26 protein-coding genes and 1 tRNA gene are annotated in these 25662 nt (G+C 67.6%); 21 read left to right on the forward strand and 6 right to left on the reverse strand.

The window, feature by feature from the left end; all coding sequences use genetic code 11:
- Window positions 1-148: 148 nt before the first annotated feature.
- Window positions 149-1216 carry a transcriptional regulator gene (locus J7500_RS10365; RefSeq protein WP_294061629.1) on the reverse strand — a complete coding sequence of 356 codons (1068 nt, stop codon included), beginning with the start codon at window positions 1214-1216 and terminating at the stop codon, window positions 149-151.
- 188 nt (window positions 1217-1404) lie between these two features.
- Between J7500_RS10365 and pyrH the strand changes: the two genes are divergently transcribed.
- From pyrH to J7500_RS10425, 12 genes are all read left to right on the forward strand, one after another.
- Window positions 1405-2136, forward strand: coding sequence for a UMP kinase (pyrH, locus tag J7500_RS10370; RefSeq protein WP_294061630.1), 732 nt, complete (start codon window positions 1405-1407; stop codon window positions 2134-2136).
- Between the two features lie 14 nt (window positions 2137-2150).
- Window positions 2151-2708 (forward strand): ribosome recycling factor, encoded by a 558-nt coding sequence (gene frr / locus J7500_RS10375; RefSeq protein ID WP_294061631.1) that lies wholly within the window; start codon window positions 2151-2153, stop codon window positions 2706-2708.
- Between the two features lie 69 nt (window positions 2709-2777).
- Window positions 2778-3512, forward strand: coding sequence for an isoprenyl transferase (locus J7500_RS10380; RefSeq protein WP_294061632.1), 735 nt, complete (start codon window positions 2778-2780; stop codon window positions 3510-3512).
- Entirely contained in the window at window positions 3509-4279 is a 771-nt protein-coding gene (locus J7500_RS10385) for a phosphatidate cytidylyltransferase (protein WP_294061633.1), read from the forward strand. Before J7500_RS10380 ends, J7500_RS10385 begins: the two co-directional genes overlap by 4 nt.
- Window positions 4276-5433, forward strand: coding sequence for a 1-deoxy-D-xylulose-5-phosphate reductoisomerase (locus J7500_RS10390; RefSeq protein WP_294061634.1), 1158 nt, complete (start codon window positions 4276-4278; stop codon window positions 5431-5433). Before J7500_RS10385 ends, J7500_RS10390 begins: the two co-directional genes overlap by 4 nt.
- Window positions 5430-6563, forward strand: coding sequence for an RIP metalloprotease RseP (gene rseP / locus J7500_RS10395; RefSeq protein WP_294061635.1), 1134 nt, complete (start codon window positions 5430-5432; stop codon window positions 6561-6563). The genes J7500_RS10390 and rseP overlap by 4 nt, the downstream gene beginning before the upstream one ends.
- Window positions 6564-6675: 112 nt before the next feature.
- Window positions 6676-9402: an outer membrane protein assembly factor BamA gene (gene bamA, locus J7500_RS10400; protein WP_294061636.1), complete on the forward strand. Its 2727-nt coding sequence runs from the start codon at window positions 6676-6678 to the stop codon at window positions 9400-9402.
- On the forward strand, window positions 9402-10139 hold the full coding sequence (locus J7500_RS10405) for an OmpH family outer membrane protein (protein ID WP_294061637.1): 738 nt from the start codon (window positions 9402-9404) through the stop codon (window positions 10137-10139). Before bamA ends, J7500_RS10405 begins: the two co-directional genes overlap by 1 nt.
- A complete protein-coding gene (gene fabZ / locus J7500_RS10410; protein ID WP_294061638.1) occupies window positions 10136-10615 on the forward strand; it encodes a 3-hydroxyacyl-ACP dehydratase FabZ in 480 nt (159 codons plus the stop codon). Before J7500_RS10405 ends, fabZ begins: the two co-directional genes overlap by 4 nt.
- A gap of 4 nt (window positions 10616-10619) precedes the next feature.
- Complete coding sequence (locus J7500_RS10415) at window positions 10620-10838, forward strand: hypothetical protein (RefSeq protein ID WP_294061639.1); 219 nt, start codon at window positions 10620-10622, stop codon at window positions 10836-10838.
- 67 nt (window positions 10839-10905) lie between these two features.
- On the forward strand, window positions 10906-11136 hold the full coding sequence (rpmE, locus tag J7500_RS10420) for a 50S ribosomal protein L31 (protein WP_294061640.1): 231 nt from the start codon (window positions 10906-10908) through the stop codon (window positions 11134-11136).
- A gap of 220 nt (window positions 11137-11356) precedes the next feature.
- Window positions 11357-11854: a hypothetical protein gene (locus tag J7500_RS10425; RefSeq protein ID WP_294061641.1), complete on the forward strand. Its 498-nt coding sequence runs from the start codon at window positions 11357-11359 to the stop codon at window positions 11852-11854.
- 10 nt (window positions 11855-11864) lie between these two features.
- On the opposite strand, the gene J7500_RS10430 is transcribed toward J7500_RS10425, so the two are convergent.
- Window positions 11865-11954 (reverse strand) — tRNA-Ser (locus tag J7500_RS10430).
- 126 nt (window positions 11955-12080) lie between these two features.
- Between J7500_RS10430 and J7500_RS10435 the strand changes: the two genes are divergently transcribed.
- Genes J7500_RS10435 through J7500_RS10470 form a run of 8 tightly spaced genes read left to right on the forward strand, consistent with a single transcriptional unit; the run spans window position 12081 to window position 19942 of the window.
- Complete coding sequence (locus J7500_RS10435; protein WP_294061642.1) at window positions 12081-13127, forward strand: lytic transglycosylase domain-containing protein; 1047 nt, start codon at window positions 12081-12083, stop codon at window positions 13125-13127.
- Entirely contained in the window at window positions 13111-13965 is an 855-nt protein-coding gene (locus J7500_RS10440; RefSeq protein ID WP_294061643.1) for an SPOR domain-containing protein, read from the forward strand. The genes J7500_RS10435 and J7500_RS10440 overlap by 17 nt, the downstream gene beginning before the upstream one ends.
- Window positions 13966-13995: 30 nt before the next feature.
- Window positions 13996-15156, forward strand: coding sequence for a D-alanyl-D-alanine carboxypeptidase family protein (locus tag J7500_RS10445; RefSeq protein WP_294061644.1), 1161 nt, complete (start codon window positions 13996-13998; stop codon window positions 15154-15156).
- A 43-nt stretch (window positions 15157-15199) separates the two neighbouring features.
- The gene (locus J7500_RS10450) at window positions 15200-16177 is read left to right on the forward strand and encodes an AAA family ATPase (protein WP_294062159.1); all 978 of its coding nucleotides are present in this window, start codon (window positions 15200-15202) and stop codon (window positions 16175-16177) included.
- Between the two features lie 37 nt (window positions 16178-16214).
- On the forward strand, window positions 16215-17717 hold the full coding sequence (gene metG, locus J7500_RS10455; protein ID WP_294061645.1) for a methionine--tRNA ligase: 1503 nt from the start codon (window positions 16215-16217) through the stop codon (window positions 17715-17717).
- Window positions 17714-18493: a TatD family hydrolase gene (locus J7500_RS10460; protein ID WP_294061646.1), complete on the forward strand. Its 780-nt coding sequence runs from the start codon at window positions 17714-17716 to the stop codon at window positions 18491-18493. Before metG ends, J7500_RS10460 begins: the two co-directional genes overlap by 4 nt.
- A 1-nt stretch (window position 18494) precedes the next feature.
- Window positions 18495-19262 carry an MBL fold metallo-hydrolase gene (locus J7500_RS10465; protein WP_294061647.1) on the forward strand — a complete coding sequence of 256 codons (768 nt, stop codon included), beginning with the start codon at window positions 18495-18497 and terminating at the stop codon, window positions 19260-19262.
- Window positions 19259-19942 (forward strand): TIGR02281 family clan AA aspartic protease, encoded by a 684-nt coding sequence (locus J7500_RS10470; protein WP_294061648.1) that lies wholly within the window; start codon window positions 19259-19261, stop codon window positions 19940-19942. Before J7500_RS10465 ends, J7500_RS10470 begins: the two co-directional genes overlap by 4 nt.
- Here J7500_RS10470 and J7500_RS10475 read toward each other — a convergent pair.
- The 4 genes from J7500_RS10475 to J7500_RS10490 all read right to left on the reverse strand — a co-directional run bounded on the left by J7500_RS10475 (window position 19939) and on the right by J7500_RS10490 (window position 24573).
- Window positions 19939-20904, reverse strand: coding sequence for a spore coat U domain-containing protein (locus J7500_RS10475; RefSeq protein ID WP_294061649.1), 966 nt, complete (start codon window positions 20902-20904; stop codon window positions 19939-19941). The genes J7500_RS10470 and J7500_RS10475 overlap by 4 nt on opposite strands.
- Window positions 20895-23165: a fimbria/pilus outer membrane usher protein gene (locus J7500_RS10480; RefSeq protein ID WP_294061650.1), complete on the reverse strand. Its 2271-nt coding sequence runs from the start codon at window positions 23163-23165 to the stop codon at window positions 20895-20897. Before J7500_RS10480 ends, J7500_RS10475 begins: the two co-directional genes overlap by 10 nt.
- 124 nt (window positions 23166-23289) lie before the next feature.
- Window positions 23290-24033, reverse strand: a complete 744-nt coding sequence (locus J7500_RS10485) for a molecular chaperone (protein ID WP_294061651.1) — start codon at window positions 24031-24033, stop codon at window positions 23290-23292.
- A 12-nt stretch (window positions 24034-24045) separates the two neighbouring features.
- Window positions 24046-24573 carry a spore coat U domain-containing protein gene (locus tag J7500_RS10490; RefSeq protein WP_294061652.1) on the reverse strand — a complete coding sequence of 176 codons (528 nt, stop codon included), beginning with the start codon at window positions 24571-24573 and terminating at the stop codon, window positions 24046-24048.
- 369 nt (window positions 24574-24942) lie between these two features.
- Here J7500_RS10490 and J7500_RS10495 point away from each other — a divergent pair, with 369 nt between their 5' ends.
- Window positions 24943-25659: a hypothetical protein gene (locus tag J7500_RS10495; protein ID WP_294061653.1), complete on the forward strand. Its 717-nt coding sequence runs from the start codon at window positions 24943-24945 to the stop codon at window positions 25657-25659.
- The last annotated feature ends 3 nt before the right edge of the window (window positions 25660-25662 follow it).

Here is a 25662-nt window from a genome sequence, read left to right on the forward strand (position 1 = left end):
TCCCATCCCTGCTTGCAGCGGGCGGGCGCCTGCGCGCTTCAAAGACCCAATTGCCGTTCGCCAGAAAGGCGCCGGACGAGGCATCGAGCCTCGCCCCGCGCTACACCCACCCTTTGCCCCTCCCTTTCAGTGAGGGGCGCTTCGGTGCCTAATCCTTCGCGCGGATGGTTCTTGCGGCGAGGATCATCGCGCCGACGACGCAGCCGGCGAACAACGCGCCTTCGAGGGCGCCGGTCACGGCGCGGCTGACCGGTCCGAAGCCGGTTTCGCCCAACAGGCGGCCGATCGGATCGAGGCGCAGGCGCGAGCCGGGGAAGTGGTGCGCGAGCAGGTCGAGGCTGCCGCCCATCATCCGGCCGCCGAGCAGTGCGATGAGGATGCCCGATGCGCCGCCCGCCAGCGCTGCGATTCCGCCGCTGCGCCGGAGCGTGGGCGGAGCAGCTTTGCGGGCAGCGAGCCAGGCGCCCAGGCCCGTTGCGCTGCCGAGCAACAGCCCTTCGGGCGCGCCGGTGATGTTGCCCGGGTCCTGGCCGAGCAGCAGGTTGAAGGCGTCGAGGCCGAGCAGCTTGACGACGGCGCCGGTCACCAGCCCGCCGATGGCGCCGCCGAGGATGCGCCAGCGCGGATCGGGCGCGGCCAGCGCCGCGGCGGCGATCCCGAAGCTCACGCCGGCACCGCCGACGAGCGCGACCAGCAGCGTGGCGCTGAGCAGCACGAGCAACACCGAGGCGGCGCCGATGCCGGGCTGGAGCGGCTGCGACGCGCCGGTGAAGCCATAGAAGAGTCCGCCGAGCAGTCCGGCGAGGCCGGCGCCCGCAGTGCCCGCTCCGGCGAGCAGCAGTGCCTGGCGCCAGGCGATCGGGGGCGGGGCGGGGGCGCCGGGCACAAGCGCATCGGCATCGACATTCACCGGAGCGATGAAGCGATAGCCGTGCTTGGGGACCGTCTCGATGAAGCGCGCGCGGGTGGCGTCGTCGCCGAGCTGGCGGCGGAGGGTGCGGATGCACTGGGTGAGCGCCTCGTCGGTGACGGGCACGCCGCGCCAGACCTCGTCCATGAAGCGGTCCTTGGAGACCAGCCGGCCATGTTCGCGCACCAGCAGCGCAAGCGCGTCGAGATAGCGCGCGTTGAGCTCGACCGGAACGTCGTCGCGCCGGAGCTGGCGGTCGGCGGTGTCGAGCAGGAAGCGGTCGAAACGGAAGCAGCCGGGCGCCATTCTTCAGCGAAACCTCAGGAATTGCTCATGTGGCTCACGGCCGCGGGGTTCAGGGCAGGAGCCTCCCCCATGCCGGAGAGCAAGGCAATGCCAAATGCGCCGTCGATAATCCCGTGCTGCGCGCTTGTTACCATGGCGCCACCCCTCTAAGGTCCGCGCCGCTCCACTCCCCCCGATTCAAGGCTTCCATGACAGTTCCACGCTTCAAACGCATCCTGCTCAAGCTCTCGGGCGAAGTCCTGATGGGCCAGGGGCAGTTCGGCATCGATCCCGCCACCTGCGCGCGCGTCGCCGACGAGGTGAAGGAAGCGATCGATACCGGGCTGCAGGTGTGCATGGTCGTGGGCGGGGGCAATATCTTCCGCGGGCTGGCGGGGGCCGCCCAGGGCTTCGACCGCGCCTCGGCCGATTACATGGGCATGCTGGCGACGGTGATGAACGCGCTGGCGATGCAGAACGCGCTCGAGAAGGTCGGCGTCGACACGCGCGTCCAGTCGGCGATCCCGATGCAGTCGGTGTGCGAACCCTTCATCCGCCGTCGCGCCGAGCGCCACATGGAGAAGGGCCGCGTGGTGATCTTCGCCGCGGGCACCGGCCTGCCGTTTTTCACCACCGACACCACCGCCGCGCTGCGCGCCGCCGAGATGAACTGCGACGCGCTGTTCAAGGGCACCTCGGTCGACGGCGTCTATGACGCCGATCCCAAGAAGGTGGCGAGCGCGAAGCGTTACGATTCACTGAGCTACGACCGTGTCCTCGCAGACAATCTGAAGGTCATGGACGCCTCTGCCGTGGCGCTGTGCCGCGACAACCATATCCCGATCGTGGTGTTCAACATCCGCGAGGAAGGCAATCTCGCCGCCGTGCTGCGCGGCGAGGGGACCTCCACGATCGTCCAGAACGAAACCGTATCCGCATAAGAGGAGAGCCGTAAATGGCCGCTTACGACAAGGCAGATCTCGAGCGCCGCATGGCCGGCGCAGTCGAGGCGCTGAAGCACGATCTCGCAGGCCTGCGCACGGGCCGTGCGTCGGTGACGCTGCTCGACCCGGTCAACGTCGAGGTATACGGCGCGCAGATGCCGCTCAACCAGGTGGCGACCGTGTCGGCGCCCGAGCCGCGGCTGCTGTCGGTGCAGGTGTGGGACAAGTCCAACGTCGGCCCGGTCGACAAGGCGATCCGCTCGGCGGGGCTGGGGCTCAACCCGATCGTCGACGGCCAGACGCTGCGCCTGCCGATCCCCGACCTGACCGAGGAGCGCCGCAAGGAGCTCGCCAAGCTCGCCGGCCAGTACGCCGAAAAGGCCCGCATCGCGGCGCGCAACGTGCGGCGCGACGGCATGGACAGCCTGAAGACCGACGAGAAGAAGGGCGTGTTCGGCGAGGACGAGCGCAAGCGCCACGAGACCGAGGTCCAGAAGCTGACCGACAGCACGATCGCCGACATCGACGCGGCGGCGGCGAACAAGGAAAAGGAAATCCTGGGCAAGTGACGGGCGAACAGCATCGCTGTTCAGGTCATGCCGGGGGCATGACCGGCCCGGCACTCCGGGGCCAGAATCATGGCCGCTAATCCCGCTCCCGTCTCCGGCTCGGAGCCGCCGCTGCCCCGCCACGTCGCCATCATCATGGACGGCAACGGGCGCTGGGCGAAGAAGCGCTTCCTGCCGCGCATCGCCGGGCATCGCCAGGGCGTGGAAGCGGTGCGCCGCGTGAGCCGCGCGGCGCGCAAGCTGGGCATCGAGGTGCTCACGCTCTACGCCTTCTCGTCCGAGAACTGGCGGCGGCCGCAGGAGGAAGTGCGCGACCTGATGGGTCTGCTGCGCCATTTCCTGGCGAGCGAGCTCGACGAGCTGGTCTCCGAGGGCGTGAAGCTGCGCGTGATCGGCGAGTGGCGCAGCCTGGCGCCCGACCTCGCCGGCATGATCGACGCCGCGATGGCGCGCACCGCGGACAATCCCGGCCCGACGCTGGTGATCGCGCTCAACTATGGCTCGCAGGCCGAGATCGTGGCGGCGGCGCAGCGGCTGGCGCGCGACGTGCAGGACGGCAAGCTGGCGCCCGAGGCGATCGACGCGGCGCGCTTCGAGAGCGCGCTCGAGACCACCGACCTGCCGCCGCTCGACCTGCTGATCCGCACTTCGGGCGAGCAGCGGCTCTCCAATTTCCTGCTGTGGCAGGCGGCCTATGCCGAGCTGATGTTCGTCGACATGCTGTGGCCCGACTTCGACGAAAAGGCGCTCGCCGCAGCCGTCGGCCAGTTCGGGCGGCGCGAACGGCGTTTCGGAGGCCTGTGACCAAGCGCGGATCGGAACTTGCCACCCGCGTGGTGGTGGGCGTGGCGCTGATCGCGCTGGCGCTGGCGGCGCTTTGGGTCGGCGGGCTGGGCTTCTGGCTGCTGGTCGTGGTGGCCGGGGTGCTCATGATGGGCGAATGGGCGAACCTCGCCCACGCGCCCGAGGGACAGAAACGCCTCGCCCAATATGCGCTGTGCGTGCCGCTCGCGATCCTGGCGCCGGGACTGGCGGCGGGGCCGGGGTTCCTGGCGCTGGGGCTGACGATCGGCGCGGCCTTCTTCATCGGCGCCGTGACGCGGCGACCGCAGCTTGCCGGCGGCGCGCTCTACATCGGGCTGCCGGTGCTGGCGCTGGTGCTGCTGCGCGAGCAATTCGGGCTGCTCACCACCTTCTGGGCGATGGCGCTGGTCTGGGCGTGCGACACGGGCGCCTATTTCGCCGGGCGCGCGATCGGCGGGCCCAAGCTCGCGCCGGCAATCAGCCCGAACAAGACCTGGGCGGGCTTCCTGGGCGGCGTGGCGGCGGCGGGCCTGTTCGCCGCGCTGCTGGTGCCCTTCGGGCTGGCACTGCCGCTCGCGCTGGCGACGCCGGTGCTGGCGGCGATCTCGCAGGCGGGGGATTTGTTCGAGAGCCATCTCAAGCGCGTCGCGGGAGTCAAGGATTCGGGCAACCTGCTTCCCGGCCATGGCGGCGTGCTCGACCGGCTCGACGGGCTGGTCGCGGTGGCACCGGTGGCGGCGCTGCTCGCGCTGGTGCTGGCGCGATGAAACGCATCACCATATTGGGCGCGACCGGATCGGTCGGCAGCTCGACGCTCGACCTGATCGAGCGCAATCCCGAAGCCTTCGAAGTCCTCGCGCTCACGGCCAATTGCGACGCGGACAAGCTCGCGGCGGCGGCGATCCGCACCAATGCCAGGCTCGTCGTGGTGGCGGACGCGAGCCGGCTCGAGCGGCTGCGCGAGGCGCTTGCCGGGACCGGAATCGAGGCGCGGGGCGGGGCGGATGCGGTATGCGACGCCGCGCGGATGGGCGCCGACTGGACGATGGCGGCGATCGTCGGCACGGCAGGGCTCAAGCCCGTCATGGCCGCGCTGGAGGCCGGCGGCACGGTGGCGCTCGCCAACAAGGAGGCGCTGGTTTCCGCCGGAGACGTGATGACCGCGGCGGCCAAGGCGCATGGGACGACGCTGCTCCCGGTCGATTCGGAGCATAATGCGGTCTTCCAGTGCCTCGACAGCACGGCGCCGCAGCGCGTCAGCCGGATCATCCTCACGGCGAGCGGCGGGCCGTTTCGCGACTATAGCCATGAGCAGATGGGGAACATCACTCCCGCGCAGGCCGTGGCGCACCCCAACTGGTCGATGGGCGCAAAGATCTCGGTCGATTCGGCGACGATGATGAACAAGGGCCTCGAGCTGATCGAGGCGTTCCACCTGTTCCCGCTGCGTCCCGACCAGTTCGACGTGGTGATCCACCGCCAGTCGGTGATCCACTCGATGGTCGAATATGTCGACGGCTCGGTACTGGCGCAGCTCGGCGCCCCCGATATGCGCATCCCGATCGCCTATGCGCTGGCCTGGCCCGATCGGCTGGAGACGCCGTGCGAGCGGCTCGACCTGGTGCGGATCGGCCGTCTCGACTTCGAGGCGCCGGCGGCGTGGCGCTTCCCGGCGCTCGGCCTCGCGCGCGATGCGCTTGCCGCGGGCGGGGCGAGGCCGGCGATCCTCAATGCCGCCAATGAAGTCGCGGTCGCCGCTTTCCTGGGCGGACGCGTCAACTTTCTTGAAATTGCCGCAATCGTTGCCGATACGCTGGCGCGCTATGATCCGGCGGCTCCGGACTCGCTCGACGCCGTGCTGGCTATCGATGCCGAGGCGCGGGCGTTTGCGGCGGAGCGTGTGAAGGACTGCGTCGTTTGATCCAATCGCCCGGCATCCTGCTCACCGTACTCGCATTCGTGCTGGTGATCGGGCCGCTCGTCTTTCTCCACGAGATGGGACATTATCTCGCCGGCCGCTGGTTCGGCGTGAAGGCCGAGGCTTTCTCGATCGGATTCGGCCGCGAAGTGGCGGGCTTCACCGACAGGCGCGGCACGCGCTGGAAGTTCGGCTGGCTGCCGCTCGGCGGCTATGTGCGCTTCGCGGGCGACATGAACCCGGCGAGCCAGCCCACGCCCGAATGGCTCGCGCTGCCGGCCAGGGAGCGCGCGCAGACCTTCCAGTCCAAGCCGCTGTGGCAGCGCGCGATCATCGTGCTCGCGGGGCCGCTGGCGAACTTCATCGTGGCGATCGTCATCCTCTCGGCGTTTGCGACCCTCTATGGGCAGAACGTGACGCCGTCGGTGGTCGGTGTGGTCCAGCCGGGCAGCGCCGCCGCGGCGGCGGGGCTGCAGCCGGGCGACCGGCTCACCGCGCTCGGCGGGCGTCCGGTAGAGACCTTCGGCGACATCGCTCAGTTTGCCCAGCTTCGCCCGGGCGAGGCGGTGGACATCGAGTTCGAGCGTAGCGGCCGGACGATGACCGCCGACGCCGTCATCGGCGTCCGCGAGGAGCAGGACCGCTTCGGCAACAAATATCGGATCGGCGTGCTCGGCATCGGCAACAGCACGCCCGTGCTCAAATCGGTCGGCATCCTCGAGGCGCCGCTCGTCGGCATCGGCCAGACGGTCAGCATCATACGCATGATGACCGACGGGCTGGGCCAGATCATTACCGGGCGCCGCTCGGTCGCGGAGCTCGGCGGTCCGCTCAAGATCGCGCAGGTCTCGGGCGAACGTCTCGCGATGGGACCGACCGAGTTCGTGTTTTTGATCGCGCTCATCTCCATTAATCTCGGATTCATCAACCTATTGCCAGTCCCGGTGCTGGATGGCGGGCATCTACTGTTCTACGCAGTAGAAGCCGTGCGTCGCCGCCCGGTGGAGCCACAGGTGATGGAATGGGCCTTCCGGGGTGGTCTGATCGCTATTCTTGCGCTGATGCTGCTGGTGACGTTGAACGATCTCGGCGCATTCGGCGTGTGGAGGAATTTGGCCGGCTTGATCGGCTGATGCGGTTAAGGCAGGGGCGTACGTCCGGCGTCGCTTGGGCAGCGGCAAAACTCGTAATCCGACTTTGGGGTGGGATGTGAATATCAAGGCAAACACACTCGGCGCACGCGCAATGGCCACCCTTCTCGCGGGCACAATGCTCTCGGGGATCGCGCACGCGCAGACCACTCCGGCCCAGCCCGCGCCGACCGCGCCGGTGCAGGTCGCTCCCGTGGCGCCGCCGCAGGAGGTCCGCACGATCCGCTCGCTGCGAGTCGAGGGCTCGCAGCGCATCGAACCGGAGACGGTGCTCTCCTACACCCGGCTGCGCACCGGCGAGACCTACACCAACGAGTCGATCGACCAGGCGATCAAGGACCTGCTTGCCTCCGACCTGCTCGCCGACGTGTCGATCGAGGGCGTCGAGACCGGCGACCTGGTGATCCGCATCCGCGAGAACCCGGTGATCAACCGCGTGATCTTCGAGGGCAACAAGCGGCTCAAGCAGGACAAGATCCAGAAGGAAGTGAAGCTGGCGCCGCGCCAGATCTTTACCCGGACCGCTGTACGCGCCGATATCGCGCGCATCATCGAGCTCTATCGCCGCCAGGGCCGCTTCGCCGCGACGGTCGAGCCCAAGATGGTCAGCCTCGACCAGAACCGCGTCGACGTGATCTTCGAGATCAACGAGGGTCCCAAGTCCAAGGTCCGTCAGATCAACATCATCGGCAACGAAGTGTTCTCGGACGACAAGCTGCGCGGCGAGATGGCGACCAAGACCGCCAACCTCTGGCACCTGATGAGCTCGAACACGAGCTACGACCAGGACCGTCTGGCCTATGACCAGCAGAAGCTGCGCCAGTTCTACCTGACCAACGGCTATGCCGATTTCCGCGTGATCTCGGCAGTCGCCGAACTGACGCCGGACAAGAAGGACTTCATCATCACTTATGTGGTGGAGGAAGGCCCGCGCTACAAATTCGGCCCGGTCACCGTCGACAGCGGCATCCGCGACTTCGACGAGAAGAAGCTTGCTGCCGCGCTGCCGATCAAGGAAGGCCAGTGGTACAACGCCAAGGCCGTCGAGGACACGGTCGAGCAGCTCAGCGAGACCGCGGGCGCGTTCGGTTATGCCTTCGCCAACGTCCAGCCCGATTTCCAGCGTGACCGCGACGCGCTCACCATGGGGATCAACTTCAACATCGGCGAGACGAACCGCACCTATATCGAGCGGATCGACATCACCGGCAACCGCGTGACGCAGGACAAGGTGATCCGCCGCGAGTTCCGCGTGGCGGAAGGCGACGCCTTCAACACCTTCCTGGTCAAGCGTTCGCAGGACCGCATCAACTCGCTCGGCTATTTCCAGGACAAGTTCGAGATCGAGCGCAAGGAAGGCTCGTCGCCGGACCGGATCGTGCTCGCCGCGAACGTCGAGGAAAAGCCCAACGGTGAGCTGACGCTGTCGGCCGGCTTCTCGAGCCTCGAGCGCTTCATCCTGCAGGCCGCGATCCGCCAGCGCAACTTCCGCGGCATGGGCCAGACGCTTTCGGCGTCGGTCGACTATTCGAGCTATTCGAAGTCGGTCGAGCTGGGGTTCACCGAACCCTATCTGTTCGACACGAACATCGCGCTGGGTGGCACGATCTTCCGCCGCGACTACAACGCGTTCAACTATATCGGCAGCGACCGCAACACGACCTACAGCCAGGTCTCGACCGGCTTCCAGCTCGTCGCCGGGATGCCGCTGACCGAATATTGGACGGTGTCGGGCCGCTACACGCTGATGCAGGACGACGTCAGCCTCGACAAATCGAGCTTCTATTCGGACATCGACGGCGACGGCACGCTGGAGTGCGATCCGCTCAAGGCGGGCCGCTACTATTGCGAGGCGGTTGGCAAGCGCCTGACCTCGCTGCTCGGCGTCTCGCTGATCTACGACAGCCTCAACAGCCGCCTGCGCCCGACGCGCGGACAGCGGATGAGCGCCGGCGTGGACTTCGCGGGCCTGGGCGGTGACGTCCGCTACCTGCGCGCCCGCTTCGACGGCGACAAATACTGGAACGTCGGCAAGGGCTTCATCTTCTCGCTTTCGGCCGAGGGCGGCTACATCCACAGCCTCGAAGGCGACAAGGGCCCGGGGATCGATCCGGTGCGCATCACCGATCGCTTCTACCTCGGCGAGCCGCAGTTCCGCGGCTTCGACATCCGCGGCGTCGGCCCGCGCGTGCAGCGCTTCTCCTATACCGGCGATCCGCTCGCGGGCACGCAGATGCTGATCACCGACCGTGACCAGATCATGGACGACGCACTGGGCGGCAAGGCCTATTATCTGGCCAAGGCAGAGCTCGAGATTCCGCTGGGTGCGGGCGCGGCCGAGATGGGCCTGCGGCCGTCGATCTTCGTCCAGGCGGGCGGTCTGTTTGGCATCACGCGACCTGGCAAGACGATCGAGTTCCAGCAGCTGACCGATTCGAGCGGCAACCCGGTCTTCAACGCCGACGGCTCGCCGACGCTGCTGCCCAAGGACAACTTCATCAAGGATGCCGACGGCAACCAGCTCTTCATCTTCACCGATCCGACGACGGGTGCGCAGGCGTCGACGCCATGCTCCGTCGGCTTCGGGACGACGACCGCGAACTGCGTCGGCACTTCGATCAACACCATCTACAACGTCCCGACGCAGCCGTTCTTCGAGCGTTTCGTCGGGGACTCGGCGCGTCCGCGCCTCTCGGTCGGCTTCGGCGTGAACTGGAACTCGCCGTTCGGACCTCTCCGCATCGACGTCGCAAAGGCGCTGCTCCACGATAAGGGCGACGACACCAAGCTTGTTACTTTCAACGTAGGGACCCAGTTCTGATGACTACCAAGAAGCATGTTCTTGCCGCGATGATCGCCGCGCCCGTGGCGTTCGCGTTCGCGGCGCCGGCGAATGCCCAGGTGGGCGGTATCGCCTCGGCGACCCCCGTCCGCGTGATCGCCGGCACCAAGGCGTTCGGTGCCGCGCAGCAGCAGATCTCGACCACGTACAAGGCGGCCTTCGAGCAGCTCGCGCAGCGCCGCCAGGCGCTCGAGAACGAAGTCAAGCCGCTGCTGACTCAGCTCGACACCAACAAGGACGGCCAGGTCTCGGACGCGGAGCTCCAAACCGCCCAGAACGCCAAGAACCCGGCGATCGCGAAGATCCAGACCGCGCAGACCAACGCGCAGAACGACATGGCTCGCCTCGGCAATCCGGCGCAGCGCGCCGAGCTGTTCGCGATCGAATCGATCCTGCAGAAGTATGAGGCTGCGCAGCTCAGCGTCGTGAACGCGCGCAAGATCAACGTCGTGCTCTCGCCCGAAGTGTTCATGTACGCGCCGGACTCGGTCGACATCAGCCAGGCGATCGCGGCCGAGATCGACAAGACCACGCCGACCGTCGGCATCCAGCCGCCCGCCAACTGGCAGCCGGCGCGCGAGACGCTCGCGATCCAGCAGCAGATCGCGCAGATCCGCTCCTACCAGGCGGCTGCCGCCCAGCAGCGCGCGGCGCAGAGCCAGCAGGCTCCGGCGGCGCCCGCAGGCCAGCCGGCCAAGCCGGCCGAGCCGCGTTGAGCGAGGAGAAGGCAGGGGGCGTCAACATCGGCCCGCTCGATATCGGGCGGGTGATGGCGGCGCTCCCGCACCGCTATCCGATGCTGCTGGTCGACCGGGTCGAAGAACTCGTCGTCGACCAGCGGATCGTCGCGATCAAGGCGGTGTCGATGAACGAAGAGTTCTTCCAGGGGCATTTCCCCGGAAGGCCGATCATGCCCGGCGTGCTCCAGGTCGAGGCGCTCGCCCAGGCCGCCGGCGTGCTCGCGGTCGAGAGCCTGGGCCTCGCGGGATCGGGCAAGCTCGTCTATTTCATGTCGATCGACGGCGTGAAGTTCAGGAAGCCGGTCGAGCCGGGCGTACTGCTCCGTCTCGAGGTCGAATTCGTCCAGAAGCGCGCGCGCGTCTGCAAGTTCGCGGGCAAGGCCTATCTAGGCGACGACGTGGCGACCGAGTGCGAGTTCACTGCGATGATCGCGGATCCGCCCAGCGCCTGACGCCATGGAACTGCTGACCGCGTTCGGCCTGTTCGCGGTCAGCGCCATGCTCCTCTGCTATGCGCTCGAGAGCCGCTCATCCTGGTGGACGCTGGGGTTCGCCGCAGCCTGCGGGCTGGGCTCCACTTATGGATTCCTGCAGGGCGCATGGCCGTTCGGACTGGTCGAGGCGGTCTGGGCGCTGGTGGCGCTGCGCAAATGGTCGCGGTTGCGCTTTTCCTGAGGTCCTGCTAGGGCGCGCGCCTTCGCTACCGGTCGGAAACCGGCGGCCTTTTCCAAGGAATTTGATCGTGAAGACTGACACCCATCCCGATTACCACATGATCAAGGTGCAGATGACCGACGGCACCGTGTTCGAAACTCGCTCCACTTGGGGCAAGGAAGGCGACACGATGCAGCTCGACATCGACCCGCTGGCGCACCCGGCCTGGACCGGCGGCAGCCAGCGTCTGCTCGACCAGGGCGGCCAGGTCGCGCGCTTCAACAAGCGCTTCGGCGGGCTCTCGCTCGGCAAGAAGTAATCGGGCAGGGCCGCTCTTCAAAAGAGCCGGCTTCGCTACGATCCAAAGCAAACGGGCCCTCCGGCGACGGAGCGGCCCGTTTTCTGTTTCGAGTGTCCCGCCCCACGATTTTTCAGCCGTTTACGTCCGAATGCTGTTTTGGTGCGTTCAGTGCGCATGACGCCCGTTGCACAGCTGCGGCAACTGCGTCATGCTTCGCACTTCACTGAGGGACCCAGTGATGCTTGGAACGACCTTCGGCTGTGCCGTTCTACTGACTGCTGTGGTGGCGCAGCCTGCGCTTGCCGGCGAGCGCAAGGCCGTCGCGTTGGTGCCTGAGGCACGCGCGACACTGCTTCCCGATGTACAACCGAGCGCGGGCAGGGCGCGTGTCGTCACGCTGCAGCCGGCGCCGTTCGTGCTCCCGTCGCGCTCGACACCGCTCGATCGCAGGGGAAGTGGAGCCTTCGTCACCCGCGTCGACCTTCGCGCGGCGGACATTCTGCTACGCCGATCGCGCGATGAGCGTGTTCCCGGCGATCCGTCGATCGAGCTCGGTCAGGGCGCCGACCGCGCGGTTCGCGACACGCTCGACGACCACCGCAAGCCGCGCCAGCCGCGATCGGCGCTCAGCACGGCGCTGGTGCTCAGGATCGACGGCAACAGCGACAGCCCCCCGCTGAGCGTGGGCGGGGGCGGCGTGGCCGGCGCCATGTGGCGGCTGCTTCCGCGCCAGTGATCCGGAAAACTGGCGGAGAGGGTGGGATTCGAACCCACGGTGAGCTTGCACCCACGGCGGTTTTCAAGACCGCTGCCTTAAACCACTCGGCCACCTCTCCGCGCCGCACCCCGCTATCCTGCGCAGGCGCCGAAGCGCAAGAGGCGGCGCGTAGCCCGGCGGGCCAGCGGCAGTTTTTCTCGCGCAAGGGGTTCAGCCCCGCGCGCGGCTGTGGCACAGGATAGGCATGTCGGTTTGGGGTCACGCGTTCGGTAAGTTCGGTGCATTGGTTGCCGCGGTGCTGGCGGCATCGCCTGCCTGGGCTCCCGCGGCGGCGCAGGACGAGATCGGCTTCCAATCCTATCTGCGCACCGTGGCGACCAAGGCGGAAGCCCAGGGAGTCAGCCGGCGCACGATCGATTCGGTGATCCCGACGCTCACTTTCAATTCGCGCGTCGTCGAGCTCGACCAGCAGCAGCCCGAGAGCCGGCCCAATGCGCCGATCTCGCCGTTCGAACCCTATCGCGTGCGCCATGTCGACGCGGCGCGGATCTCGCAGGGCAGGGCGGCCTATCAGCGCCAGCGCTCGCGGCTCGCCCGGATCGAGCGCGAGACCGGCGTTCCCGAATCGATCATGGTCGCGATCTGGGGGCACGAGACCAACTACGGCCGCGTGATGGGCAATTTCGACCTGCCGCGCGCACTGGCGAGCCTGGCCTATGAGGGCCGGCGCCGCGACCTGTTCGAGAGCGAGTTCATCGCGACGCTCAAGATGATCGACCGCGGCGTGCCGCGCGCGAAGCTGGTCGGGAGCTGGGCGGGCGCCTTCGGCGGGCCGCAGTTCCTGCCGAGCGTCTATCTGCGCCTGGCCGTCGATGGCGACGGAGATGGCATGGCCGACATCTGGAACAGCGAGGCGGATACGCTCGCCTCGATCGCCAATTATTTCGTCAACGCCGGCTGGCGGCCGGGGCAGCCCTGGGGCTTTGCGGTGCAGGTGCCGGCGGGGCTCAATCGCGGGGCGCTGACGACGCGGACGATCTCGCCGCGCTGCCCGCGCGTCCACGAGCGTCACAGCCAGTGGAAGACAATGGCGGAATGGCGCGCGCTCGGCGTGCTGCCGATCGGGCGCGCCTGGCCGGCGGACAATGTCCAGGCGACGCTGCTCGAGCCCGACGGGCCGGGGAAGACCGGCTATCTGCTCACCGGCAATTACCGCGTGATCCTCGACTATAATTGCTCGAATTTTTACGCTTTGTCGGTAGGCCTGCTGGCCGATGAAGTGGAACGCTAGCGCCGTCGCTGCCCTTGCTCTCCTCGCCGGTCCCGGCGAGGCGTGGAGCCAATCGAACCTCGCCACCCAGGCGCAGCCGCAGCTCGTCTATTCACGGCCCGAGGCGGATCCGACCGCAGGTGCGACCGGACCGCGTGCGACCTCGCAGCAGAACGGCGAGGCGCCGCGTTACGACGAGGTCGGCTATGCCGGCATCGGCGCGGGGCGTGGCGTCACGGTGACGCACCGCACGCTCGCGCCCGACACCGTGGTCGAAGTGACTTCGCTCGCCACGGGGCGCACGATCCTGGCGCTGGTCGCCGCAGGCGAGGCTCCGGCGGCGAACCATGTTGCCGAACTCTCCGCGGGCGCCGCGCGCCAGCTCGGCCAGGCGGAGGTCCAGCAAGCGGTCGCCGTGCGCGTCCGCAAGGTCAGCGCCACGCCGCCCGACATGACAGCCTTGCGCGCCGGCAGGCCCGCGGGAGACCGGCCCGACACGCCGCCGGTGCTGCTCAATCCGCTACGCAAGCTGCTGCCTGCGATCGCGGTCGCGCCTTCGCCGCAGCCGATTGTTGCCCCCGCTCCACGTCCCGAGGCGCCCAAGCCGCCAGTCCGACGGACCGAAACCGCGGCGGTAGCCGCTGCTCCGGCCGCGAAGGGACGATATTCGGTGCAGATCGCGGCACTTTCGAACGCGGGCAACGCACAAGCGCTTGCGAAATCCATGGGGGGCTTCGTAAAGCAGGGGGGAGGCCTTCATCGCGTCCAGCTCGGCCCCTTCGCCACGCGGCAGGAGGCGGAGCAGGCGCGGGCAAAGGCCGCACGCGCGGGTTATCGAGACGCGCGCGTCTTGCCGTGAACAATGCGTAACCGGGGACCCCAAAGACCCATGAAGAAGCTGATCGCCGCCTCGCTCCTGGCCATTGCCGTCGCCTATCCGACGACTGCTGCCTCGCCGCCCTTCGATACGCCTGCGCCGATCGCCTATATGGAGGACCTGTCCTCGGGCGCGGTGCTCTATGCCAAGGACGCCGATCGCCGCATCCCGCCGGCATCGATGGCGAAGATGATGACGGTCTATGTCGTCTTCGACATGATCAAGAAGGGTGAGGTGAAGCTCGACCAGCAGATCGAGGTGCGCCCCGAGACCTGGAAGAAGTGGCATTCGCAGGGCTCGACCATGTTCCTTGCGGTGGGCGAGCGCCCGACCGTCTCCGACCTGCTCAAGGGCATCGTCACGCTTTCGGGCAACGACGCCTGCGTCGTGCTGGCCGAGGGCGTGGCGGGCACCGAGGAGGCCTTCGCCAATCTGATGAACCAGCAGGCGCAGCGGCTGGGCCTCACCAACAGCCACTTCGGCAATTCGAACGGCTGGCCGGACGAAGGCCGCACCTTCGTGACCGCGCGCGACCTTGCGCATCTCGCCAAGGCGACGATCCAGGATCATCCGCAGCTCTACAAGCAGTTCTATTCGCTGCCGAGCTTCACCTGGGGCAAGACGCTGGGCGCGGGCGCCGACATCAGCCAGGCCAACCGCGATCCGCTGCTCGGCAAGGTGCAGGGCGCCGACGGGCTCAAGACCGGCCACACCGAGGAGGCCGGCTATGGCTTCACGGGCTCGGCCGAGCAGAACGGCCGCCGCCTGGTGATGGTGGTCGCGGGGCTCGACAGCTACAACGGCCGCGCCGCGGAATCGGTGCGCTTCATGGACTGGGGCTTCCGCGCATGGAAGGCGCGCCCGATCGCGTCCAAGGGGCGCCGGATCGGCGACGTCGAAGTGCAGGGCGGCGGATCGAGCACCGTGGGCGTGATCGCGCCGCGCGACCTCAACGCCACCGTGCCCGCGGGCACGTCGCCGCAGATGCAGGGCAAGATCGTCTACCAGGGCCCGGTCAAGGCGCCGATCAAGGCGGGCGACCATATCGCCGACCTGGTCGTCGAGACCCCCGGCATGCCCACTCAGACGCTGCCGCTGGTGGCCGAGACCGACGTCGGGGAGGCGGGCTTCTTCCGCCGCATCTGGCTCGGCTTCTGGTCGCTGTTCGCGTGATCGCCGGTCCTCCCCCTTGCGGGGAGGATCGTCCTTGCGGCCCATGCGCCTGATCGGCAACGAACCCGCCCGCGAGGCGCTGGCTGCCGCCATGGCGAGCGGCGCGTTGCACCACGCCTGGCTGATCGCCGGGCCCGAGGGCGTGGGTAAGGGCAGCTTCGCGCGCATCGCGGCGCTTAGGATGTTGGCCGAGGCGGTCGAGCTCGAAAAGCTCTCGCCCGGCTGGGACGTGCCGGGCGGCACGCGCACCGCCCATCTGATCGAGGCGGGCGCGCATCCCGATTATCGCGAGCTCGTTCGGCTCCCCAAGGATCCGGACAAGCCCGACGAGGCGCTGGCACGGTCGATCACCATCGCCCAGGTCCGCGGCCTGCAGGCGCTGTTCGCGACCAAGCCGGCGCTCTCGGGTCGACGGGTGATCGTGATCGATGCGATCGACGATCTCGAGCGCGCCGGCGCCAATGCGCTGCTCAAGAGCCTCGAGGAGCCGCCCGCGGGGACGATCTTCCTGCTGGTGAGCCATGCGCCGGGCCGGCTGCTCCCGACGATCCGCTCGCGTTGCCGACTGCTCCGCTTCGAGCCGCTGGCGGACGCGCAGGTAGCGCAGATCGTGCGCGCCGAGCTTCCCGACGCGACCGCGGGGGAGATCGACGCGCTAGTCCGGGCGGGGGAGGGCTCCCCGGGCCGTGCGCTGCATTTCGGCGGGCTCGACATCGCGGCGCTCGAGGCCGAGATGGCGGCGCTGGCGGAAACCGGCGACCCTTCCAACGCGATCCGCGGAAGACTTGCCAAGCTGCTGGGACCCAAGGCCGCGCAGCCACGATACGAAGCATTTCTCGAGCGCGCGCCGAGCTTCATCGCCGAGCGTGCCAAGGGGCTGTCCGGCGAAGCGCTGCGCACGGCGCTCGATGCCTATGCCGCCGCGCGCGAGCTGGGCGGCGCAGCGATCGGCCTTTCGCTCGACGCCGGAGCGACGGTGTTCGAAATGTCGGGGCTGATCGCGCGCTTGGCGCGGCGCTGAGGTTGCTACGGCTCCGCCGCGCCCGTAAAGCGCCGGCATGGCCGAGCCTTTCTACATCACCACCGCGATCCACTACCCCAACGGCCGGCCGCACATCGGCCATGCCTATGAGATGATCGCCGCCGACGCGATCGCGCGCTTCCAGCGCCAGCACGGCCGCGACGTCTTCTTCCAGACCGGCACCGACGAGCACGGCTTGAAGATGGTGCAGACCGCGCGGGCGCGCGGCATAGAGGTGCGCGCGCTGGCCGACGAGATGTCCGGCTATTTCCGCGAGATGGCCGACAAACTCGACATTTCGTTCGATCGCTTCATCCGCACGTCGGAGGCCGAGCATTACAAGGCCAGCCAGGCGATCTGGAAGGCGATGGCCGAGGCCGGCGACCTGTACCTCGATCGCTACGAAGGCTGGTATTCGGTGCGCGACGAGGCCTTCTATGAAGAGAAGGAGCTGGTCGAAGGAGAGGGCGGGCAGAAGCTTTCGCCCCAGGGCACGCCGGTCGAATGGACCGCCGAGGAAACCTGGTTCTTCCGCCTCTCCAAATACCAGCAGCCGCTGCTCGATTTCTATGCCGCCAATCCGGACTTCATCCGCCCCGAGAGCCGCCGCAACGAGATCCTGCGCTTCGTCGAGGGCGGGCTCTCCGACCTGTCGGTCAGCCGCACGAGCTTCGACTGGGGTGTGCCGGTGCCCGACAGCCCGGGCCACGTCATGTACGTCTGGGTCGACGCGCTGACCAACTACATCACGGGGGCCGGCTATCCCGACGATCCCGAGCGTTTCGCGACCTGGTGGCCCGCCGACATCCACTTGATCGGCAAGGACATCGTCCGTTTCCACGCGGTCTATTGGCCGGCGTTCCTGATGTCGGCGAAGATCGCGCTTCCCAAGCAGGTCTTCGGCCACGGCTTCCTGCTCAACCGCGGCGAGAAGATGTCCAAGTCGGTGGGCAATGTCGTCGATCCGATGGCACTCGTCGAGCTCTACGGCGTCGACGCGCTGCGTTACTTCCTGCTGCGCGACGTCAGCTTCGGACAGGACGGGACGTTCAGCGACGAAGCGATCGTGACGCGCGCCAACGCCGATCTCGCCAACAGCTTCGGCAACCTCGCCCAGCGCACGCTCGCCTTCATTGCCAAGAATTGCGAGGGCCATGTGCCCGAGGGGCGCGCCGAAGAGGCAGACGCCGTGCTGCTCGCGGAGGTCGACACCGCCTGCGCGGCGTTCCGCACCGCCTTCGACGATCTCGCGCTCAGCCAGGGCGTCGAGGCGTGGATGACGGGCGTCTTCGCGTGCAACCAATATATCGACGCCCAGGCGCCCTGGACGCTCAGGAAGACCGATCCGGACCGTATGCGCGCGGTATTGCGCACGCTCATCCGCGCGATCCGGCAGCTCGCCGTGGCGATCCTGCCGGTCATTCCGACTTCGGCCTCCAAGCTGCTCGCGCAACTGCCTTCGGCCGATGACGAGGGCTTCCGCGTGGGTACGCCGACCCCCATCTTTCCGAGGCTCGAGCTCAAGACGGAGGAAGCGTGAGACTGGCCGACAGCCATTGCCACCTGATCTACAAGGGCCTCGGCGAGCAGCAGCCCGAAGTGCTGGCGCGTGCGCGCGAAGCCGGAGTGGTCGCGATGCTCAACATCTCGACGCGCGAGAACGAATGGGACCAGGTCATTGCCGTCGCCGAACGCGAACCCGATGTCTGGGCGTCGGTGGGCATCCACCCGCATGAGGCCGACCAGCACCCCGATGTCGACACCGCCAAGCTCGTCGAACGCGCCGCGCACCCCCGCGTCGTCGGCATCGGCGAGAGCGGGCTCGACTATTATTACGACCATAGCGACCGCGATCGGCAGCGCGCGAGCTTCCGCGCACACGTCGCCGCGTGCCGCGAGACCCAGCTCCCGCTGATCGTCCATACGCGCGACGCCGAGGCCGACACCGCCGACATCCTGCGTGACGAAATGGGGAAGGGGGCTTATCCCGGCGTCATCCATTGCTTCACCGCGAGCCGCGAGTTCTCGGAGATCGCGCTGGAACTGGGCTTCTACATCTCGATTTCGGGTATCGTGACCTTCAAGAACGCCCGCGACCTGCAGGAGACCGCGTCCCGGCTGCCGCTCGACCGGCTGCTGATCGAGACCGACGCGCCCTTCCTCGCCCCCGTGCCGCACCGAGGCAAGACCGGCGAGCCGGCATTCGTCGCGGACACCTGCCGCTTCCTGGCAGGGCTGCGAGGCGAGGATCCCGAGATGCTCGCCGAGGCGACGCGACAAAACTTCCACAAGCTATTCGCCAAGACGCTGGCCTGACGTGAAAATCCGCATCCTCGGTTCGGGCACATCCTCGGGCGTTCCGAGGATCGGCAATGATTGGGGCACCTGCGACCCGAAAGATCCGCGCAATCGCCGCACGCGCGCTTCGGTGCTGGTCTCGACCGAGACCACGACGATCCTGGTCGATACCAGTCCGGACATGCGCGAGCAGCTTCTCGCGGCGGGGGTGAGCGACGTCGATGCAGTGATCTGGACGCACGATCACGCCGATCATACCCATGGCATCGACGACCTGCGCCAACTCATGCACCTGCGCGGAGGCGAGCCGGTCCGCGGCCTGGCGCGGCCGTTCACACTAGAGCAGCTCCAGGCGAAGTTCCCCTATGTCTTTTTCGGGCGGGGCGGGTATCGGCCGACCGTCGCGATCGAACCGCTGCCGGACACGCTCGAGATCGGCGACATCCGCATCAGCGTGACCGACCAGCCGCACGGGGGCATCACCTCCGCCGGACTCCGTTTCGAGAATGGCGGTAAATCAATCGGATATGCGACAGACTTCAACCAGATGACGAGCGACATGCGCGCGCTCTACACCGGGCTCGATGTCTGGGTGGTCGACGCGCTGCGCCGCGCGCCGCACCCCACGCATCCCCACCTCGACGAAGTGCTCGGCTGGGTCGCCGAGCTCGGGCCTAAGCGTTCCGCACTTGTTCATATGGACAATTCGATGGACTATGCGCGCCTGGCCGCGGAGCTGCCGCAGGGCGTGGAGCCGGGCCATGACGGGCTGGAGATACGCGCGTGAACGCCTGGCAGGGCATCGATCTGATCTGGCTCGTCGGCGTGCTCGTGCTGGTGCTCAGCGCGCTATCGGTGCGACGGTTGTCGCTCGGCTTCCTCCTGCGCTCGTTGATCAGCTGGGCGGTGATCGCGCTGCTCGCCTTCCTGGCAGTGACGCACCGTCATGAGCTGAGCGCGCTCTTCACGTCGGTCACCGAGCGGCTCGGGATCGACGACCAGCAGGTCGAAGGGCGCACGGTCCGCATCCGGATGAGCCCCGACGGGCATTTCTGGGCGCGCGTGACGCTCAACGGCACCGAGCGGCGCATGCTGATCGACAGCGGCGCCACGATCACGGCGATTTCCGGGGAAACCGCCGCGGCGGCGGGGGTGGAGCCGATCACCGGCCTGCCGGTGATGATCGAGACCGCCAACGGCACCGTCGCCGCACAGCGCGGGCGCATCCAGCACCTTGCGGTCGGTCCGCTCAAGACCGAGGACCTGGGCGTGGTGATCTCGAGCAACTTCGGCGAGATGGACGTGCTGGGCATGAACTTCCTGTCGCGGCTGCACAGCTGGCGCGTCGAGAACAACGTGCTCGTGCTCGAACCCAAGCGTGGCGCCACCGACGACGGCAGCGACGCAACGACCACGCCCGCCGGGCAGCGCAAGGGACGGGCGCGGGTTCGCGACGACGACGCCTAGAAGCTGAGGACGACGATCACCGCGTCGGAATAATTGCCGACCGGCGGGATCTGGCTCACCGTGACGCGCCCATAGACCGGGCTCGTCTGCACCGCGCTCGTTCCCGTGCCGGTGATCGTCCCGTCGATCGCGATCAGCTGGGTGCGTCCGTTGTCGCGATAGAGGCGGTAGGGGATATAGTTGCCTTGCGCGCTTCGCATTCGCCGCTCGCCGCTGAGGGGCTGCTGTCCGCCGTCGAAGCGCAGCGTCCAGGGCGTGCCGGTGGGGCAGGTGACTTGTACCGAACCCGCCGCGTCGACCTGGGTCCAGACGCCGCTGGGCGTGCCGAAGTCGATCGCCGCGATCGTGCCGAGCGTACACGAGGGGGCGACCGTGGCGGTGGTGTGGACGGTGATGCGCTGGCCCTGGAAGCCGGTGAGATTGTCAACGCAGGTCGTCGCACCGCTGGCCCGAAACCCCAGGATCGTCTGATAGATATAGGCCTCATAGGCCGCCGTCGGCGCGGGTTGGCCCGCGGGTATCACGCCGTAGAAGGTGATGGTGCCCGTGACCGTCGCGCTCGGCGGGACCGTCAGGCTCAGTGTTATGGGGTTGGTGACCGTCCACAGTTGGGTCGCGGCCTGATTGACGTAGACATTGTAGTCGATCGTGGAACCGCCAGGGCCCTGCAGCCGCGGCTGGGTTGCGGTGCCCGGGTAGCTGGGTTCGCCGAAGCCGGCGCACAGCGTGAAGCTTGTCGGCGTCGGGTCGAAATTCTGGCAGCTGTAGTGGATCTCGCCGGTCGCGGTGCGGCCGTTGCCGAAATTGAGTGGCACCTCCGGGTCGGTCGACCTGCAGAAGACATTCGCCTGCGCCGGCGGTGCGAACAGTAGCGCGTCCACCGCCAGCAGCCCGGCCAGCGCGAGCAGCAGCGCCGCAAGGCCGCGTTTCGAGACCAGGCGAAGGAGGGCGCTCATCGGCATGGCAGCGGCCCGATCACGACTTGCTGGCCGGCAACCGGCTTGAAATCGAAGCTGACACTGCAATCGGCACCTTCGGCGCGGTGTACCAGGGCGCGGTTCTGCGGTTTCAACCCGGTCAGGAAGGTACGCCCGTCGAAGCCGACCACGGCCGGCTCGCCGCCGCCTTCGAGGACCACCGTCGATCCGACGGGGAGGGGGGTGCCCGCGTCGTCGACCAGGATCACCACCGCTGCGGCCTCGGGTGCGACGCGGAAATCGACGATCACCCCGGCGCGATCGTCTGGGACCACTTCGATCTCGGTCCGGGGCGCCTGGAGATCGACCGGCAGGTTGCTGGGATCGATGGCGATCGTATTGGTGGCGAGCGACCGCAGCGACGGGAGGAGGGCGCGGCCGCGCGAGTCGGCGTGCGCCACGGCGCGCGTGTCGACGAACAGCGGCGTGTTGGGCCCGGCGCCGCGCACCACGGCAAAGCTCCGGTCGATCGACGGCGTCAGGAACACGCCGCCCATCGCGACGATGGCGCCCTCCGCATATCCGTTCACGCGCAGCGACCCGCGCGAATATTCCAGCCCCGCGCCCAAAGTGGCGTGGTGCGCCCGATAGACCACGTCGGCAGCCGCGTAGCCGCTGCCCGAGCCTGAAACCACTTCGCTGCTGGCCAGGCTCCAGCTCCACGATCCCTCGCCGCTGCCGGTATTATGCGTGTACTGCGACGAAATCCGCGTCGAATCAGGCGAATAGGAGACGTTCGAAGAGGCCCAGGATCGCCGGCCCAACTGCATGCTGAGTCCGACGACGACGGCGTAATCCCTGCTGTCTCCGAACCGTTTATAGGCGTTTCCCCATAGCGAGACGTTGCGGCCCAGGGTTCGCTGGACTCCGACATTGGCGATCCGCATGTCCCGGTCCGCGATCCGCACGCGCGTATAGGCGAGGTTGAAGCCGGTCCCGAGCAAGCTGAAGCTCGCTCCGGCGCGTTCGGTCCTGCGCGAGAAGGCCACGAGGAAGGGGTTCATGGGATCGCCGGGCAGGGGTTCGGGGAGCGAGTCCACTCGCTTGTCGCGGACCTTGAGCTCGGTGGCAGTGACGATCGTCTGAAAGTCGGAGTCCGAGCGTTCGATGCTCCCATAGAGATCGACGCCGAGCAGCCGTGTCTGCGCCTCGAGCAGGTAGCGTGTGCCGGTCTTGCCGCGAAAGCGACTGGCGCCGAACCCGGCGGTGACTGCACCCAATGTGCCCAGGCGCAAGGTGCCGCCCAGGCTGCCATTGACGAGGTCGCCCATGCCTTCCGCATGCCCCTGAAGCGTCAGCGCATCGGTGATACCGTAGCGAACGCTGGCGGAAGCCGCGGGGCCATCGAAATAGTCGAACGACTCCGAGCCATAGTTCAGCCGCGGAAACCCTGCCTCGACCGAGAAGTCGAGCTTTCCCTGCGGCAGCAGGCCGGGGACGAAGAACAAGGGCTTGTCGAAGCGGGTGACTCGGCCGTTGGCGTCGGTCAGCACGATCGTCGCGGTCGCGCCGCCGCGCAGGCTGGGCAGAGAACGGAACTGGAACGGGCCACGGCGGACCTCGCCGGTGTAATAGCGCAAGCCGTTGATATAGAGGTCGATCGCCGAAGGCACCGCGGCCGATCCATTGAGGGTGGGGAGGGCGGTCGTCACCAGGTCGGGGCGCATGTCATAATCGCGACGCAGCTGGATGCCGCCGAGCCGATAGGCTGTGTTGAGCTGGCCGCCTTCGCCCACGGTGTCGCCGATCGTCAGCGTGATGGCCCGCCGGACATCGGTGCTGCGCCAGTTCGTGTCGAGCCGGATATGGTCCAGCCGCCGCGTCAGGTAATCGTCATAGGCGAGATAGCCTGACGTCGATGCGACACCTAGGCCAGTGAGGAGCCGGAAATCATATTGGGCCGATGCTCGTACGCCGTCTTCGGAGCCGTCGGCATAGATGCCGTAGTTGAGGACCGCGCCGGTGTTCCTGGTGACGCGATCGAGGTCCAGCGGGCGCGGTGCCGCACTTGCGTCCAGCACCACCGGGACGAGCGACTGGTCACCCGCGTCGATCTCGACCATCTGCTGCGCCTCGACATATCGATAGGTGACGCCGGGCAGGTCGCTCAGCCGCACCTGCTGCGCATCCGGGGGAATGCCTCGTAGCGCGAAGCCGAGCAGGCGGAGGCGCTCGGCGCTGATCGCCAGGCTGCCGTCAGGGAGAAGGTCGAATTCCCACCACAAGGGCGAGCGGATTCCGTTCAACCTGACTTCCAAAATGAGCTGTGTCGCCTGGGCCTCCTGCGGCGGCTCCGGCGCCGTCGAGGCCTGGGCAGGGGCGCACACCGCGCAACCCGCAATCAGAGCTGCCGCAGAGAGGAGGCGCTGTTCAATTGCCAGCAATCGTGATCGGCACGCGCGTTTCACTGGTACCGACCGTGGCCACCAGCGCGGTGTTCGCGTTCGCAGCGAGCTGGGAGGCGGAAGCCGGCGCGGTCCAGCGCCGCGTGGAACCGGGCAGGACATAGCCGTTCAGGCCCCGGCCGAACGAGACATCCCCCAGCCGCAGCCCTTCGACGCGGCCATAGCCCGTGCCGTTGTTGGTCGCCTCGACCACGACGTCCCCGCCCGAACGGCGCGCGCGCCAGGAGAGGTTCGAGGCCGCCGTCGGCATGCCGAAGATCACGGGCAGATCGTAGCGGATGCGGACCTCCACCGCGCGGCCGGCGGCGCGCTTGGCCCCGGCGGCCGGCAGCTCGTCGATCCACAGCCGGTAGCTTTTCTGGCCGGTCGTCACCGGCCCCGAAGTGCGCGCGATGCGGATCGTGTAGGCGGCGCCGCCCGGAATGACCGTGGCGGGGGGGCTGACGACCACATCGGTCGCCGGCTTGAGCCTGTCGGCGCCCCCGGCCTGCGACCATTCGAAGGCGCGGAGCTGAAGCGAGATCGGGTTGGGGCTCGTATTCTGGAGCGTGATGGCAGAGGCCTGCGACGGCGGCGCCACCGCCACCATCAGCGGCTGGACGCGCAGCGAGCTTTGACCAAAGGCTGGCCCGGAAAGAGCGAGCAGGCTGGCGGCGACTGGCCCGGAAAGAGCGAGCAGGCTGGCGGCGATCGGCAGGAAAAGGCGCATCGCAATCCTCCCTTACAAGGAGATCGTTATGGTCACCGTGTCGGTATAGGTATCCGCCGGCGGCGTCGGGGTGAGCACCGGGACGCGGCCGTAGATCGGAATGGGCTGGTTGGAGCCGTTCGCAGTGATCGTCACCGTGGTCAAAGGCGTGGTGCGACCGGCAGTGGTGTAGATCTGATAGGGTATCAGCTGACTCGTGTTGGTCTCGCCGGCCATGGCGCGATTGGCCGTGTTCCCGCTGGCGTGCAGCCCCGCATCGAAGCTGACGGTATATTCCGTGCCGGCATTGCAACGCACCTCGATCCCGCCGGCAGCGCCCGTGCCAATATCCGCATCGATCGGCGCATCGATCGTAGCCGTCGTTCCGAAGTCGAGCACCGCCGAGCCGGCGCCGCCGCTCCCGCCGGGCCAGGTGACCTCGCATGCTTGGGTGACCACCAGCCTGACATCCAGCGTGCCGCTGGGATTGGTGATCTGAGCGTGGGCGGCTCCAAAGGGAACGAAGGCGAAGAGCGCTGCGGCGGCGAACCGAAGATCCATGTGCGGGGACTCCCATCACAATAGAGCGATCTGTACACGGAAGGGTACGGCCGGACGGCTTCAGCGTCTCTAGGGGAGAACCCTCAGTCGGACGCCGGACAGACCCGATGCCCGCTTCCGAACACTGAGTTAATTTTACATAATGTATATTATCGTCCCGACGGAATGTGAGCCCCAGATTAAATGAGACTCGCCTCATTCAGGCGCCCAGGAGCTGGGTCGTGAGCGAATGAGCCACAGGACGAGCGTGGAAGTTGCCCGGGGATAAAAAAGCATGGGGTTCGTCCAAGGCTTCGCCCGGCCCTAGATTCTGGTGCCGGGCAACGCCATCTTGCCGGAATGAACCACGATGCTGGTCCTGGCGAGCCGATGATCCACCGTGCGCGCAAAGTCGCTGCGGGCTTCGCCGACGTCGGACTCACCCATGCCGAGGAAATGCTTCGCCGCTTGTCGCCCGAGGGTCGCGAGCAGGCACGCCGCGAGCGCGAGGCGAAGGCAAGACGTCAGAGGCGGCTCATGCTTCGGCTGGTCGTGGCGGCAATCGCAGCCTTGTTCGCCTGGGCCCTGCTCGCGACCGTCAGCGCGCTTGCCGTCGCCTTTGCCGCGGCGTCGGCGGTGATGCTGCTGTTAACTCTATTGATCTTCGTCCGCGCCGACCGCCCCGTGCGGGGAGGCGAGGCTCTGGCCGGGGCCCCACTCCCCCGCCTGGCCGAAGAGTCGGTCGTCTGGCTCGCGGCGCAAAGGCGTGGCCTGCCGGCCCCCGCCGCGCAGCTTGCGGATTCCATGATCTCAAAGCTCGACGTTCTGGCTCCGCAACTCGGGCGCCTGGATCCTCGCAGCCCGGCGGCCGCGGCCGTCCGCAAGCTGATCGCGGAGGAAATGCCCAGGCTGGTCGATGGCTGGCGAACCATCCCCGTATCGGCCCGGCGCGCGCCGGGGGCCGATGGCCGTACCCCCGACGACCACCTGATCAACGGGCTACAGCTGATCGAGGCTGAACTTGGGCAAGCAAGCGAGCAACTCGGCCGAGGATCCATTGATGAAATCCAGGTGTTCGGGCGTTATCTGGAGCTCAAATATGATTAGAAC

The organism is Sphingomonas sp., from assembly GCF_017744835.1.
Lineage (GTDB): Bacteria > Pseudomonadota > Alphaproteobacteria > Sphingomonadales > Sphingomonadaceae > Sphingomonas.

Coding starts and splice junctions, on each gene's coding strand:
- J7500_RS10415 (WP_294061639.1), top strand. CDS start 10,620: ATGGAACTGCTGACCGCGTTCGGCCTGTTCGCGGTCAGCGCCATGCTC.
- metG (WP_294061645.1), top strand. CDS start 16,215: ATGGCCGAGCCTTTCTACATCACCACCGCGATCCACTACCCCAACGGC.
- J7500_RS10365 (WP_294061629.1), bottom strand. CDS start 1,216: ATGGCGCCCGGCTGCTTCCGTTTCGACCGCTTCCTGCTCGACACCGCC.
- frr (WP_294061631.1), top strand. CDS start 2,151: ATGGCCGCTTACGACAAGGCAGATCTCGAGCGCCGCATGGCCGGCGCA.
- J7500_RS10475 (WP_294061649.1), bottom strand. CDS start 20,904: ATGCCGATGAGCGCCCTCCTTCGCCTGGTCTCGAAACGCGGCCTTGCG.
- J7500_RS10495 (WP_294061653.1), top strand. CDS start 24,943: ATGATCCACCGTGCGCGCAAAGTCGCTGCGGGCTTCGCCGACGTCGGA.
- J7500_RS10405 (WP_294061637.1), top strand. CDS start 9,402: ATGACTACCAAGAAGCATGTTCTTGCCGCGATGATCGCCGCGCCCGTG.
- bamA (WP_294061636.1), top strand. CDS start 6,676: ATGGCCACCCTTCTCGCGGGCACAATGCTCTCGGGGATCGCGCACGCG.
- J7500_RS10390 (WP_294061634.1), top strand. CDS start 4,276: ATGAAACGCATCACCATATTGGGCGCGACCGGATCGGTCGGCAGCTCG.
- J7500_RS10380 (WP_294061632.1), top strand. CDS start 2,778: ATGGCCGCTAATCCCGCTCCCGTCTCCGGCTCGGAGCCGCCGCTGCCC.
- J7500_RS10440 (WP_294061643.1), top strand. CDS start 13,111: ATGAAGTGGAACGCTAGCGCCGTCGCTGCCCTTGCTCTCCTCGCCGGT.
- J7500_RS10435 (WP_294061642.1), top strand. CDS start 12,081: ATGTCGGTTTGGGGTCACGCGTTCGGTAAGTTCGGTGCATTGGTTGCC.
- J7500_RS10485 (WP_294061651.1), bottom strand. CDS start 24,033: ATGCGCCTTTTCCTGCCGATCGCCGCCAGCCTGCTCGCTCTTTCCGGG.
- pyrH (WP_294061630.1), top strand. CDS start 1,405: ATGACAGTTCCACGCTTCAAACGCATCCTGCTCAAGCTCTCGGGCGAA.
- J7500_RS10425 (WP_294061641.1), top strand. CDS start 11,357: ATGCTTGGAACGACCTTCGGCTGTGCCGTTCTACTGACTGCTGTGGTG.
- J7500_RS10450 (WP_294062159.1), top strand. CDS start 15,200: ATGCGCCTGATCGGCAACGAACCCGCCCGCGAGGCGCTGGCTGCCGCC.
- J7500_RS10490 (WP_294061652.1), bottom strand. CDS start 24,573: ATGGATCTTCGGTTCGCCGCCGCAGCGCTCTTCGCCTTCGTTCCCTTT.
- J7500_RS10445 (WP_294061644.1), top strand. CDS start 13,996: ATGAAGAAGCTGATCGCCGCCTCGCTCCTGGCCATTGCCGTCGCCTAT.